The sequence below is a fragment of the Vreelandella zhuhanensis genome (assembly GCF_009793355.1).
Taxonomy (GTDB): Bacteria; Pseudomonadota; Gammaproteobacteria; order Pseudomonadales; family Halomonadaceae; genus Vreelandella; species Vreelandella zhuhanensis.
Window position 1 is genome coordinate 11,808 of the sequence record NZ_WTKP01000001.1, and the last position, 13,982, is coordinate 25,789.

A 13,982-nucleotide genomic window follows, 5' to 3' on the forward strand; every position below is an offset into this window, starting at 1 on the left:
CGGCAGGTGATTGCGGAGAACGCATGAGCTTTTCTGAACTCGGCCTCCATGCCGATTTGCTGCGTGCCGTAACGGCACAAGGCTATACCACCCCGACCCCGATCCAGCAGCAAGCCATTCCGGCCGTGCTTTCAGGTCGTGACCTCCTGGCCACGGCCCAGACCGGCACCGGTAAAACGGCAGGTTTCACCTTGCCCATGCTGCAACGCCTGAGCGAAGGCAAGCGGCCAGGGAAGCGGCAAGTAAGAGCACTGGTCTTGACGCCTACCCGCGAGCTTGCCGCTCAGGTAGGCCAAAGCGTGGCCACTTATGGCCAGCATTTTTCGATGCGCTCTCACGTCATTTTTGGCGGCGTGGGCCAACAGCCTCAAGTGGATGCCCTGAAGCCTGGGCTCGACGTCTTGATCGCCACGCCCGGTCGCCTGCTGGACCTTCTCCAGCAACGCCATGTCGATCTTTCCGCCGTTGAAATTCTGGTACTCGACGAAGCCGACCGCATGCTCGACATGGGCTTCATCCATGACATCAAGCGACTTCTTCGCGTAATGCCCAAGCAGCGCCAGAACCTGCTTTTTTCCGCTACGTTTTCTACCGAGATCCAAGGACTGGCCACCCAGTTGATGGATAACCCGGCAATCATTGAGGTTGCGCGGCGCAATACTACCGCTGAAACAGTGGAACAAGCGGTTTATCACGTGGACCGTGTCCGCAAGCGTGAACTCCTGGCCCATTTGATTCAGCAATATGGCTGGCATCAAGTGCTGGTATTCACCCGCACCAAGCATGGTGCCAATCGCTTGGCCGAACAGCTTTCAAAGGAATCGATTCCCGCGATGGCTATTCATGGCAACAAGAGCCAAAGCGCCCGAACCCGTGCCCTTACCGCTTTCAAAGGTGGTGAGCTTCAGGTATTGGTGGCGACGGATATAGCTGCACGGGGCCTGGATATCAGCGAACTTCCCCATGTGGTCAACTTCGACCTGCCCAATGTGCCCGAAGATTATGTGCATCGTATCGGACGTACTGGTCGTGCCGGCAGTGAAGGCGAAGCCGTTTCATTGGTGTGTATCGATGAAAAGGATCTCTTGAAAGGCATTGAGCGTTTGATCAAGCGCGACCTGGTAAAACGCGAGGAAGCAGGTTTTGCTCCTGACCCCAGCATCAAGGCCGAGCCGATCGAAAATGGGCGTCAGAATCGCGGCCAAAAGCCCGCGAGACGTGGCACTGACAGTAAACGTACCGAACGTAGCACCAAACCGGCTCCGCGCTCACGCAGCAGAAGCGCCCGCAGCTAGGCGACACACCCAGCACTGGAGGGTTTATGGCATCATCTCGATTGATGGCTGAATATCAGCAGTGGTTGACGTTTCAGCATCAAGAGCAACTAAGCCGCGAACACCAAGGCATTGCTCAACGCCTGACCGATGCCCGTGCCACGGCCAACCAAGTGGTACAAGCGTATCGCAGCATGGCGGAAAAGGCGGCTACGGAAGGCGCGTGCTACCGCACCCTGTTTCTACGCCAAGGCGAAACCGGCAAGGCACTGCCCTGTGAAGGCTGGTTGTTTATCAGACGAGTACTCAGCGAGGGCAATACCACCCGGGTTCGCGCCACCCTGCTGGACACCTTTACATTGGAGCAAGGCCACATTGAAGTAGGAACACAGCCGGCACGTAAAGTAACGCTGGAAATTTTCGATCAGATACAAATCGACAAAGGCATGGCCACGACAGTACGGGTAGATGAGGTGGGTAGTGCCGGCAATTACCACTTCATTACGTTACTTGATGCGGTACGTGGTGACTTGCGCCGCCATCTCAACTAGTGATCGCCTAGTCAATGGCGTTTTCTCGTCGTTCGTTCGTCTTTGTTCTGTTGATGGTGGTGGTGGGCCTTAATCTACGCCCGGCACTTTCCTCGATAGCTCCTCTTTTGGCACGTCTGCAGGAAACTGCAGGCTTGTCAGCTTTTGCTGCCGGTGTCCTGACCACCTTACCCGTCTTGTGCCTGGGGCTCGCGGCTCCTTTGGCGCCCTTGCTCGCCCATCGCCTGGGTAGCGAGCGGGCCTTGGGTCTCTCGCTTGCCGCTCTGGCAACCGGTCTGATTCTACGTGGCCTGCCTTTACCAGGGGTACTTTTCCTAGGTACCGCCATGGCCGGGGCCGCCATCGGCGTTGGCGGCACATTGTTGCCGGCGCTGGTCAAACGCGAGCTTCCCGGCAATGCTGACCTGGTGACCGGCATATACACGATGGCACTGTGTCTGGGCGGCGCTCTGGGGGCTGGGTTAAGCATTCCCTTGGCGGAACTATGGGGTAGCTGGCGACTGGGGTTGATGAGTTGGTCACTGCTCGCCATTTTTGCGCTGATCCTATGGCTGGGTTACATGCCTGCCCCAGCCGCTACCCCCTTGGCATCCATACAGCAACAGAGCCTACTCCAGCTGCTGAAAAAGGCGCTAACCTGGCAGATCATGCTGTACATGGGAATGCAGTCCTCGATGGCTTACATCGTCTTCGGCTGGTTGCCTACGCTTTTGATCTATCGAGGGTACGCCGAAGCAAATGCCGGCTGGCTCATGTCTGTTTCGATCATGTGCCAGATCTTCTCTGCCTTGGGCGCTCCCTGGCTGGCCCGTCTAGGGCGTGACCAGCGCCCTGCCCTGCTACTGATGTTATTATGCACCGCTGCAGGATTATGGTTATTGCTCATCGCACCCTTGGCTTGGCGCTGGCCGGGAGCGGTATTGTTAGGATTGGGCCAGGGCGGCAGTTTCAGCCTTGCCTTGACGCTGCTGGTATTACGCACGGCCAATTCACGGCTTTCCGGTCAGCTTTCCGGCCTGGTGCAAGGCGGCGGTTATACACTAGCCTCGCTGGGTCCGTTAAGTGTAGGTTTACTCTTGCAAGCGGGCGCCGACATTACTCACATCGCCTGGTTACTGATCGGCTTGATTGGGGTATGTTGCGGTTTAGCCATGTTTGCCGGACGTAATCGTCAGCTGGATAACGAAGATGGGAAGCTTGTCACGCGCAAGCATTAACCTCCCTGCTGATGCCATCTTTTGTCGAGGAGGACCCAAAACATCATGAGCCATACCTCAAGCGTTGCCTCTAACGCCCCTCGAGATGCTCGTGTCCTGGTTATCTACACCGGTGGCACCATAGGCATGCAGATGTCAGAACATGGACTGGCACCCAGCGGAAATTTTGCTCAGCGCTTGGACCATGCCTTGACGCAGCTTTCACCTCGTCAACGTCAACAACTCCCATCGTTTGACATCTTGAGTGACTTACCGTTAATCGACTCCAGTGCGGCCAACGCCACCACTTGGCAACAGTTGGCTAGTGATATTGTGGCACAACATCAAGCCTATAGCGGTTTTGTCATCTTGCATGGCACCGACACGCTTAGCTGGAGCGCAGCCAGTCTAGCCTATCAGCTTCAGGGGCTGGATCGTCCCGTGATCCTGACCGGCGCCATGGAACCGCTCGAAGTGGCCAATGGCGATGCATTGGAGAATATCCAGGGTGCTCTGCATTTCGCCGCCAACCCAGCCCTTCAGGAAGTAGCTATTTATTTCGCTGGCCAACTGTTGCGTGGGGTACGAGCCTGCAAGCAGCACAGTGAATCGGCTAATGCTTTTGCCAGCCCCAATTACCCGCTGCTGGGTGAGCGTATCGGAGATGATTTCATCTATTACCCGGGACGCGGCCTCGCAGTTCTCCAGCGCGGTGCCCCACGCTTCGAGCTGCCTGACTACTCTCCGCTGACGCAAGGCGCCGTGGTACGGGTGGCACTGTGGCCGGGCATTACCGCCTGGCAGCTTTCCGCCTGGCTCGATGATAGCCGCGTAAAGGGAGCGTTACTGCAACTCTGGGGAGCCGGCAACTTGCCGCCGGAGCCTGAACTGCTGAATGTCCTGGCCTCAGCCAGTGGCGAAGGCAAACTGGTGGCGGCGATCAGTCAATGCCCTCAGGGCAGTGTACATTTGGGGAACTACGCTGCCGGGCACGGGCTGGTCGAGGCCGGCGTTCTATCCGGCGACGGCATGACCCCCGAAGCCGCCTACACCAAGCTGGTTCACCTCCTTGCCCAACCGCTTACCACCGTTGATCAACGTCGCAGGTTTCTAACACCCCTGGTAGGAGAACGTTAGTTTTTCACTTCGTATTGCATGCTAAATGCGTCTATGTTTAAAAGGTATCGATCAACTTTTGCAATAATCTGAAGGAACGTCATTCATGGAAAAACCCGTTCATCATTTCAGTGAGCTTTTCGAGCAACTGGGCCTTGCCTCAGACAGTGCCGCCATCGAGCGTTTCATTGAACGAAACTCCCCTCTGCCAGCCAATATGCCCCTTGCCGAGGCACCCTGCTGGAACGAAGGCCAGGCTGAATTCCTGCGTGAAGCCATTGAAGAAGATGCCGACTGGGCGGAAACGGTAGACCACCTTGATGCCTCCATGCGCAAGAAAAGCTAGGCTCTTCTGAAACTGCTCGCACTTACGGATTTTTCAGATGAGACAAAAGGGAGCCGATGCTCCTCTTGATGGTGGGAGCATCGCGGATCTTTTTGCAAGCAGTCAGCCCGTATTCAATCGAGCCTCGACGCGTTCGAGAATCTGCCGGCTGATCTTGCCCACCAACGGCTTGGCGGCCTTGTTGACTGCCTTTTCCATCAGGCGATTGCGGATTTCGTAGGTCAGGGTCAGGGAGACCTCGGTACCTTCGGCAACCGGACGCAAATGATAACGCCCATGGTTTTTCACCCCATCGAGTGATTTCCACGCCAACACTTCCGGCGGTCGCGTTTCGGTGACCTCCACGTCGAATGTCCAGTCCATGCCCACTGCCCGTACATGCCAGCGATAGCGTTCTTCTCCCAAGGGTTCGATCGCCTCGACCCAGTCCGAGTACTCCGCGAAGTCCTCGACCCGGCGCAACAGGGAAAACACTCGCTCGGGAGACGCCTTGATAATTTCGCTATGTTCAATCGTAGCCATTCGGATCGCCTATCTGGTTCCATTGATATGCATCACCCAGCCTCTCGGCTAATGACGTTCATGTCCATACCCAGGCATGGCACTGCATGACATCAGAACGGCGTATCATGAGTACAGCATGACATTAGCTACGAAAATTACAGGTCTCGCATCAACAGCGCAAATTCAATACGTTCAGCGGCAATCGGCTCGCCCGGTACGGGAATGCCTACCACATGGCCGGAACCGGGTGCCGCGCTTACCGATTCACCGCGCTTGTTCTCGATATGCTCGAGAGTAAAGCGGCGGTTGCCGCCGGGTAACATCAGCTCCATGCCGTCGCCCACTTCAAAGCGATTCTTGACATTGATTTCCAGCATCCCCCGGTCAGGGTCATAGCTCAACACTTCACCCACGAACTGCTGGTGAACGCCCACCGAATTGCCTTGCTCGTAGTTCTGATATTGGTCATGAACGTGGCGCCGGTAGAAGCCTTCCGTATAACCTCGGTTGGCCAAGTTATCCAGCTCGTCCATCAGGCGCATGTCAAACGGCCGGCCGGCCACAGCATCATCGATAGCGCGGCGATAAACCTGAGCGGTACGCGCCACATAATAGGCGGACTTGGTGCGCCCTTCGATCTTGAGTGAGGTTACACCCATTTCAGTCAGTCGCGGCACATGCTGTACGGCACGCAAATCCTTGGAATTCATGATGTAGGTGCCGTGTTCATCCTCATGCACCGGCATCAATTCACCAGGGCGGGTGCGATCTTCGATAAGTGCCGAAAGCTCGTCCTGCCCTTCCACGCCGCCGGCAGTGGCGGTGCTTTCCGACGCCGGCATTTCTGCACTGCCGCCGCCCGAGGCAATCAGGCCGCCTTGTTCCGGCGTCCAGATGCCACTTGCAGCATGCGCCCGAGCAGAGTTTGCCGGCACCAGATCACCGGTTTCATCGGTGGATGCGGCGACGGTGTTGTATTTCCAGCGACACGCATTGGTACAGGTGCCCTGATTGGGATCGCGATGATTGAAGTAACCGGAGAGCAGGCAACGACCCGAATAAGCGATGCAGAGCGCACCGTGGACGAAGGTTTCAATCTCGAGATCGGGACATTCGGCACGAATCTCGCCAATCTCTTCAAGCGAGAGCTCCCTGGAAAGGATGATTCGGCTGATGCCCTGCTTCTGCCAAAACTTGGCCGCCGCGTAGTTGACCACATTGGATTGCACCGAAAGGTGAATCTCCTGGTCGGGCCAACGCTCGCGAACCATCATGATCAAACCGGGGTCTGACATGATCAGTGCATCGGGGCCGGCTTCGATCACCGCTTCCATGTCGCGCAGGTAGGTCTTCAACTTGCTATTGTGCGGGGCGATGTTGGATGCCACATAAAACTTCTTGCCCCGCTCATGGGCATAGGCAATGCCCTTGTGCAGGTTGCCGATCTTGAAATCATTGTTGCGTACACGTAGCGAATAGCGTGGCTGACCGGCATAGACCGCGTCGGCGCCATAAGCAAAAGCGTAGCGCATGTTCTTGAAAGTGCCGGCGGGTGACAGCAATTCAGGCGCATTCATCAAGGTTCACCACTAAAGGGAAGCGGCGCGCTCGGCACAATAATACCCGAGCCACGCGGTAGGAAATATCAGAGGAAGGGAATTCTACCAACTGCCACTGATTCTGGCCAGATATCCGCTCATTGCGTACACTAGCCGCCGTTCCGGACCGGACCCCGGATAGCCGCTCAGGCGGTACGAAAAATTCTCCGACACAGAGCCCTGACATGACCCAATCTCATACCCCTTCCAGCGTCGTGATTTATTCCGGCGGTATGGACTCTTTTACCGTCTTGCACCGTGCTCTTCATGAGAGTCGCCAAGTGCATGCCCTTTCCTTTGATTACGGCCAGCGCCACGCCTGTGAACTTGAAGTCGCCGCCAGAGTTTGCCACAAGCTCAAGGTGCCTCACCAAGTGGTAGATATCCGTGCGATACATGGCTTGATCGACAATTCCGCCTTGACCGATTCAGACCGCAAGCTGCCCACCGGCGACTACCAAGAGGAAAACCTCAGTGCGACGGTGGTGCCCAACCGCAACATGATCTTGCTATCGCTGGCGATTGCCAAGGCAGTGAATATCGGCGCCGACCGTGTCGACTACGGCGCCCATGGCGGCGACCATGTGCTCTATCCAGATTGTCGCCCAGACTTCGTGGAAAAAATGAATACCGTAGCGGCAGTCGCCAATTTCCAGGCAGTGGAAATACATGCGCCTTATCTGCATGCGAGCAAAGCCGATATTCTGGCTGACGGCCTGCGAATGGGACTTGATTATAGCGACACCTGGACGTGCTATCTGGGCGAGCGACTTGCCTGTGGCCAGTGCGGTAGCTGCAGGGAACGGCTTGCAGCCTTTGCCGCCAACGGCGTAACCGACCCCTTGGCATATGCTGGCTTACGCCAATCGAACCCCGCCCCAGGAGGTGCCTGATGTATCACGTCAAGGAAGCCTTCTACACCTTACAGGGCGAAGGCGGCCAAGCCGGGCGCGCCAGCGTGTTCTGTCGCTTTAGCGGTTGCAACCTCTGGTCGGGACGCGAACAGGATCGCGCCACGGCGGCCTGCCGCTTTTGTGACACCGACTTTGTCGGCACCGATGGTCAGAATGGCGGACGCTTTACCCAGGCAGCAACACTGGCGGAACATCTGCATGACTTGTGGCCGAAACAGGATGGCCACGCTACCCCTTATGTGGTCTTCACTGGTGGTGAACCGCTGCTGCAGCTTGACTCTGCCTTGATAGACGCCATGCAGGCGCAAGGGTTCGAAGTGGCGGTGGAAACCAACGGCACCCTGCCGGTTCCAACGGGTATCGACTGGCTGTGTGTCAGTCCCAAGGGCAGCAATGCCTTGGCGGTGACCTCTGGCGATGAGCTCAAGCTTGTTTACCCGCAGCCCGACGCCCCACCCGAGCGTTTTGCCGCTTTCAATTTCAGGCATTTCTTTCTTCAGCCGATGGATACCGGCCCTTTGGGCGAGCCGGGCAATCGCATGGCCGACACCGTGGCTTATTGTTTGGCACACCCTCAGTGGCGGCTCTCGCTGCAGACCCACAAGATTGCGGGAATTGACTGATGACATTATTCGTTAACCGCCTGACCCACATCGATGCTTCCCTATGGTGTCCGCAGCGCGGTTTGATCGGCGTCAGCTGGCAAGTGGATGTCGAACTGGATGGCGACCTGGGCGAGGATGGCATGCTGTTTGATTTTGGCGAGGTGAAGCCTTGGCTCAAGCGTTATCTCGATGCCGGCGTCGACCACACGCTACTGGTACCCACCCAAGCCTCCGGTGTAACGCTTGCCTCCTCTGAGCAAGAAGTCTATTTGCGCGCTACCGCGCCCTACGATTTCGAAATGCGTGCGCCGCCTGAAGCAATAACTGCTCTTCCCTGGCCGTCAATCACTCCCCAACGCCTTGCCGAGCACCTTTCAGTAGAGCTGATGCGCTCCCCCCCGGCCCGCGTCAAGGCTATTCGTCTGGCCTTGCACGAAGAGGTTATAGAGGGGCCGGCCTATAGCTACAGCCATGGACTCAAGCGCCATGTCGGTAACTGTCAACGCATTGCGCATGGGCACCGTTCGCGCCTGCATATCTGGCAGAACGGCGTGCGTGCTCCAAGGCTTGAAAGCGAGTGGGCAGCCTGGCTGGCAGATCGTTATCTAGTGGATAGCGCCGATATTATCGATGAAGAAAATCCCGACCAGTTAGCTAGCCGCTACCATGCGCAACAGGGAGAATTTTTCATTCGTCTTCCCCATGACCGCTGTGCAGTGCTTGCGGCCCCCACCACTGTAGAGAATATCGCGGCTTGGCTGGCGCGTCTTATTGCCGGGCAAACCGGCCAATTAACGCGGGTACAGGCCTTCGAAGGAATCGACAAGGGGGCCATTGCCGAGGCAAAGCCATGAGCCAAGCTGACGCCGCAACCCAGCAAGCCTCGGCAGGATGCCGCCCAGGATGCGGCGCCTGCTGCATCGCGCCTTCCATTTCATCACCGATTCCCGGCATGCCGGAAGGTAAACCTGCGGGTATGCGCTGCGTACAACTCGATGAACACAATCTTTGCCGGCTATTCGGCGATTCACGTCGCCCGGCCGTCTGCGAGAAGTTCAGCTACGACCCTGCGTTGTGCGGCAACCATCGCGATGAGGCGCTCAGCGCCATCATCCAACTCGAGCAACTCACCTGACCGGGGCCGGCTCGATGCCGGCCGACTTGATTAGGTTTCCAGGCTCTCTTTATGCGACAAGCGCCTATCCAGCAAACTGACCCAGCGCACCAGCACCGGGGCATCACTATGATTGACCTTACTCAGCATGTGACGGAACGTTTCTCTCGCCTGGGCGTCTTCCGGATCGACGTGAGTCAACCATAGCTCGAGTGCGGCCAGCTCTTGGTGATGATTGCCATGCTCTCGAGCCTGGTTCAAGGCCATTTCCACCAATGCCCGCACTTCGTGAGCCGGGTGTCCCAGCAAGTGTCTAACGCGTGCTAGCTGAATGGCCAGCTCCGGCAGGAACAAGGTAGTTCGCTCCTGGGCGATGACCAGACATTGATCCAGATAGTCTTCGGCGGTGGTCAACTCTCCCAATGCAATACAGGCATCGGCATACCACCATACCGGTCGCTGGTAACGATCCCGGCCATTGAGCTCAGCCATCTGATCCAGACTCTGCGACACATGCGCAAGCCCTTTGGCATCACCCGACAAGGCGCGCTGCCAGCCAAGCACGCTCTGCGCGGAAATCTGCCATAGCTGTAAATCCGGCGTACCTGTCATTGCAGCGGCACGTTCAGCTTGGCGTGTGGCCAAATGCACATGACCTAACTGACGGTACAGGGAGGCTGCAAACATCAGCGCCATGGCCAAGGTGCCCGGATGACCAATCTTTTCCGCCAATCGCAGCGCTGAAGCGACATGGTGTTCCGCGCGCTGGTAGTCGCCACGCAAGCAAAGTGCCCATCCCTGGAAGCAAGCCGCCGTGACTTGCGGATGATCGGAGAACGGCAGCCACTCGATCATCATCGGCGAGTTAAGCGGGTCGATCTCATCCAGGTGATCATGGGCCTGGCGCACACTTCCCGCCCAATATTCGCAATGCGCCCTGGCGTAATCCGCCAGGCGCTTGTAGCGGGGGTCTTCCAGGCGAGCGGCAATATCGGCCAGGGTGGACGCCAGGGAAAACGCATCGGCATGGGCATAGCGTTGGCTACGCCCCACCCACAATCCCCACTTGACCAGGAAGGTCTGCTCCAGGTCTTCCGACTCTTCCAGCGATTCATTTCTGGATTGATGCAGCAGATCACGCGCCAAAACGAAACTTTCGTGGGCGGTAGGTGACCCATGGCCCTCCAAGGCAAATGCCGCTTGGCCACGCACGGTCAGCAAGCTGACCTGACGTTCGGCCTGACCTTCTACATGACGCAGACTGGCCAAGCCGGCGTCGGCCATGCGCAATGCAGTACGATTGGCACTGACCTTGAGGGCTTCACGTGCCGCCAATTCGAAATATCGCGCACCCCGGGCATAATGTCCGCTGCGCCGCAGGTGAGTGGCGAAGTCGCCCGGGTGTCGGCTGATCCACATCGGGAAGCGCTCCTCGATGAGACTCACCACTTGCTGATGAAACTTGACGCGCACATCTCGGGGGCAGGACAAGTAGGCTGCTTCCTGAAGCAGCTGATGGCTGAATTGATATTCGTTCTCCGCGCTTTCATTCTCGACCGGCTCGATAATTTCCAGAGACCGCATATGCTCCAGCGCCCGGTTCAAGCGTGGCATTTCCCAGCCGCTGCACTCCTGCAGAAAATCGAGACGAAAGCGCTTGCCCAGTACCGCCGCGATATGCGCCACCTCTCGATCGCCATCTAGCTGGTCGATACGGCTCGCCAGAAGACCGAGCAAACCTTTGGGTAGTTCATCGAAATGAACGCTACGCCCTTCGCGGCGATCCATGTCCAGACGACGACAGATTTCCTGCATATAAAGCGGTACGCCATCGCAGCGCTCGATGATCTGGTTGCGCAAACGCGGGCTGAGATGAATGCTGTAACGTCGCGCCAACTGCGATAACAACCGCGAAGATTGCAGGGCATCCAATTTACCCAAGCAGACCTGCTGGTCCCAGTGCAGCTTGACCGGCAGCGGTTCACGCCCGTGATGGCTCGCCACCAGCATGAAAGCGGTGTTGATCGGCAAGCGTGCCTGAAGGCCTGCCAGTACCTTGAACGAGGATTCATCCAACCACTGCAGATCATCGATCATCAATACCAGGATATGCATCTCGGCTTGATGCTCTATCAGGCGATGCAATAACGCGACCACCAATTCAACGGCTTCGCCGTTCTGGGCCAGCTGGGATACTTCCTGGACTTCACGCACCCCCAAGGCTTCTTCCAGCAACTGCTGGCGAGCTTCGTCCAGCTCCGGCATCGAAAGCTGCGCTTGTAATGCCTTTACTGCATCGATGTCAGGTTTGGCGGACAGGTGCCAGCGCAATAGGGTGCGAGCCACGCCATAAGGCTCGAGAACAGACAGGCGAGTGGTCGGCTGCCAGCAAATCGCTGCTTCACGGCTTATTTCAAGCTGTCGGAACCCCACCATCAGCGCTGACTTCCCCATTCCCGAAGCACCGCGTACCAGCACACTCTGGCGCAGACCGATTCCGGCCCGAGCCAAGGCGTCACGCAAGGTACGTAACGCGGTTTCACGCCCCACCAGACTGGGCGGCAATGCATCAGGGCCGCCTTCATTCTGCCCCAGCACCAAGGCTCTCAGACGGATACGGCCATCGCTTGCCACCAGGCGCGACACCAGGCGTGGCTGTAGATCCAGAGCCGGGGGCATGTGTTGGCTAGCTTCTTGAGAAATGACCAGCTCACTGCCTTCAGCGGCACTCATCAATTCCAACGTAACCTGGGTCACCTGACCTAAAGGATCGGCCAACTGCCGCTCCGGCAGATACACTACCCGGCCGCTATGAAGCCCTGCTGCCAGCTCGAAATGCGGCGGTTCACCACTGCCCGTCCAGTGCCGTTCACATTCTTGATCAAGGGCCTGGCGACAGTGCTCGTAAAGCGCCACCAACTCCGCCAGTTGATGCGCGGGGCCGTGCGTTCCGAAACAGGCCAGGCCCAACCCGCCCGTGGCGCCCGGCAGCCAGAAGCCGCCCAGGTGATGACACTGTTGCTCTAACCAGCGCAGCAATTCCAGTTGCAGAGCAAGACAACTACGCGTCGCCGCCCGCTCCTGCCACTCGCCTTTCAAGTGCAGACGAATGGCCATCACCGATAATTGGCGCAGCTCAATTTCCTCTTCGCGCAAAGGCTTGCTGTCGGCGGCCAAGGCACGGGAAAAGGCCCCCTGGGGGCTCATGGCGCGGTGATCATGATGGCCATCAGACCAATAGTTGGCTAACTGTAGGAAACTGGGCTCTGGCTGCTGGCCGGAAAGCGCCAATAACTGCAGATAGCTGTTGTATTGTTCATGAGCAGCCGCCATCTGACCTTGGACAGCCAGTTGCCGCACCAGACGCTCATGAAAAGGGCCATAACCTGAAAAGCGACTGACTAAGCTTTCCAGCAACTCACCAGGCACGTCAGCATGCGCTTCCAGCACCTGCTCGGCGAAACGAATAACCCGTTGGCGCCATTCATTGCGCCCCTGCACCAACCAGCGCTGAAACTCAGCACAATTGGTCAACTGCAGCTCTTCGATCAAATCGCCTTGGTAACAACCCAGCAGTGAATGCAACGTATCGATGTCACGCGGGCCTTCCAATAATGTTTGTAACTGATGCAGGTCGACATGCCACCCCGAGGGCAGCTGGAAAGCAATTGTCTGACGAGAAACACTCAGCACTTGCTCAGCATTTTCTCCCAACGACTGCCGCAGGCAATGCAACGCATGGCGTAAATTGGTACGCCCTGAGGAAAGCCCTTGGTCGGGCCACAAAAGCTCTGCCAAGGCCGCACGATTGACCGGTTGCCGATGCAGCAACAGGTAAACCAGCAGTGCCTTGACTTTGTCGTAACTGAAATGCGTCAGCACATCATCGCCTTGGGTCAGCGAAAAATGGCCGAAGAGAATCAGCTGATCAGACTCACTAGCATCGCGCATGATACATATCCTGCCTGACGTAAGCGGTGGCCTCAGGCGGGCACGCCGCTATGGAAACGAAATGCCGTGTCCGGCGTCGTAATCAGTTCAGCTTCACAATTAACCAGAAATGCGATGCGCTCGTTGATCGGCTCCCGGGACTGTTCGCGCGCCAACATTAGATAGTCCTCAAAATGGCGTCCTTCCGACTTAACCAGAGTTCGATAGAACTTGGCAAGCTCCACGTCAAGATAAGGAATCAAACATGCAAACCGCTCGCAACTTCGCGCCTCGATCAAGGCGCCAATAATTAGAATATCGATCAAGCGTTCAGGATCATGAGTACGCACATGCGAGCGCAATTCCCCAGCATAACGCGAGGCTGACAAGTTTCGATAAGCAATTCCTCTGGCACGCATCAGCGTCACGACTTGCTCGAAATGCAGCAACTCTTCCCGGGCCAACTGAGACATTTTACCCAACAGGAGCGGCTGATCCACGTAGCGATAGAGAAGGTTCATGGCCGTTGAAGCGGCCTTTTTCTCACATTGGGCATGATCGATCAGCAAGATATCCGGGTTTTCCATGGCCCATTCAAGCCACGCCGGCGGCGTCGGGCAAGCCAGGAAATCCAGCAAGCTATCCGGTAACAGCTCCTTTGCACTGACGCGGTGCTCAGCGGGTACCAAAAGGGATGCTTTGCGTTTCAAAGTGCTCGCTTCATGTGTCAAGGGGGCTACTTCGCTTTTCAAGAAAGGGTCTTGTAAGGACATGAAATCTCATCGAGGCGGTCAAAAATATCATACAATATTTAACCCAACCTATCCTTAGTAA

At 57.0% G+C, this 13,982-nt stretch carries 13 protein-coding genes; 9 read left to right on the forward strand and 4 right to left on the reverse strand.

Annotated elements, in window-relative coordinates:
• Positions 1–23: 23 nt before the first annotated feature.
• The 5 genes from GPM19_RS00055 (at position 24) to GPM19_RS00075 (ending at position 4,483) form a co-directional block, all read left to right on the forward strand.
• Entirely contained in the window at positions 24–1,295 is a 1,272-nt protein-coding gene (locus GPM19_RS00055) for a DEAD/DEAH box helicase (protein WP_160416861.1), read from the forward strand.
• A gap of 26 nt (positions 1,296–1,321) precedes the next feature.
• The gene (locus GPM19_RS00060; RefSeq protein ID WP_160416862.1) at positions 1,322–1,825 is read left to right on the forward strand and encodes a hypothetical protein; all 504 of its coding nucleotides are present in this window, start codon (positions 1,322–1,324) and stop codon (positions 1,823–1,825) included.
• 14 nt (positions 1,826–1,839) lie between these two features.
• A complete protein-coding gene (locus GPM19_RS00065; protein WP_160416863.1) occupies positions 1,840–3,042 on the forward strand; it encodes an MFS transporter in 1,203 nt (400 codons plus the stop codon).
• Positions 3,043–3,087: 45 nt separating this feature from the next.
• Positions 3,088–4,158: an asparaginase gene (locus tag GPM19_RS00070; RefSeq protein ID WP_160416864.1), complete on the forward strand. Its 1,071-nt coding sequence runs from the start codon at positions 3,088–3,090 to the stop codon at positions 4,156–4,158.
• An 85-nt stretch (positions 4,159–4,243) separates the two neighbouring features.
• On the forward strand, positions 4,244–4,483 hold the full coding sequence (locus GPM19_RS00075; protein WP_160416865.1) for a DUF2789 domain-containing protein: 240 nt from the start codon (positions 4,244–4,246) through the stop codon (positions 4,481–4,483).
• A gap of 102 nt (positions 4,484–4,585) precedes the next feature.
• Here the strand turns inward: GPM19_RS00075 and GPM19_RS00080 are convergent, their stop codons facing one another.
• Together GPM19_RS00080 and trhP are read right to left on the reverse strand one after the other, a co-directional pair.
• Positions 4,586–5,005 carry an SRPBCC family protein gene (locus tag GPM19_RS00080; protein WP_160416866.1) on the reverse strand — a complete coding sequence of 140 codons (420 nt, stop codon included), beginning with the start codon at positions 5,003–5,005 and terminating at the stop codon, positions 4,586–4,588.
• 137 nt (positions 5,006–5,142) lie between these two features.
• Complete coding sequence (trhP, locus tag GPM19_RS00085; RefSeq protein WP_160416867.1) at positions 5,143–6,564, reverse strand: prephenate-dependent tRNA uridine(34) hydroxylase TrhP; 1,422 nt, start codon at positions 6,562–6,564, stop codon at positions 5,143–5,145.
• Between the two features lie 206 nt (positions 6,565–6,770).
• Here trhP and queC point away from each other — a divergent pair, with 206 nt between their 5' ends.
• The 4 genes from queC to GPM19_RS00105 are packed head-to-tail and all read left to right on the forward strand — an operon-like array spanning position 6,771 to position 9,239.
• A complete protein-coding gene (gene queC / locus GPM19_RS00090; protein ID WP_160416868.1) occupies positions 6,771–7,478 on the forward strand; it encodes a 7-cyano-7-deazaguanine synthase QueC in 708 nt (235 codons plus the stop codon).
• Complete coding sequence (queE, locus tag GPM19_RS00095) at positions 7,478–8,122, forward strand: 7-carboxy-7-deazaguanine synthase (RefSeq protein ID WP_160416869.1); 645 nt, start codon at positions 7,478–7,480, stop codon at positions 8,120–8,122. Before queC ends, queE begins: the two co-directional genes overlap by 1 nt.
• Positions 8,122–8,958, forward strand: coding sequence for a 6-carboxytetrahydropterin synthase (locus GPM19_RS00100; protein WP_160416870.1), 837 nt, complete (start codon positions 8,122–8,124; stop codon positions 8,956–8,958). Before queE ends, GPM19_RS00100 begins: the two co-directional genes overlap by 1 nt.
• On the forward strand, positions 8,955–9,239 hold the full coding sequence (locus GPM19_RS00105; protein ID WP_160416871.1) for a YkgJ family cysteine cluster protein: 285 nt from the start codon (positions 8,955–8,957) through the stop codon (positions 9,237–9,239). Before GPM19_RS00100 ends, GPM19_RS00105 begins: the two co-directional genes overlap by 4 nt.
• 30 nt (positions 9,240–9,269) lie before the next feature.
• On the opposite strand, the gene GPM19_RS00110 is transcribed toward GPM19_RS00105, so the two are convergent.
• Positions 9,270–13,169, reverse strand: a complete 3,900-nt coding sequence (locus GPM19_RS00110) for an ATP-binding protein (RefSeq protein ID WP_160416872.1) — start codon at positions 13,167–13,169, stop codon at positions 9,270–9,272.
• A gap of 32 nt (positions 13,170–13,201) precedes the next feature.
• Complete coding sequence (locus GPM19_RS00115; RefSeq protein WP_160416873.1) at positions 13,202–13,921, reverse strand: MiaE family protein; 720 nt, start codon at positions 13,919–13,921, stop codon at positions 13,202–13,204.
• Positions 13,922–13,982 lie beyond the last annotated feature (61 nt).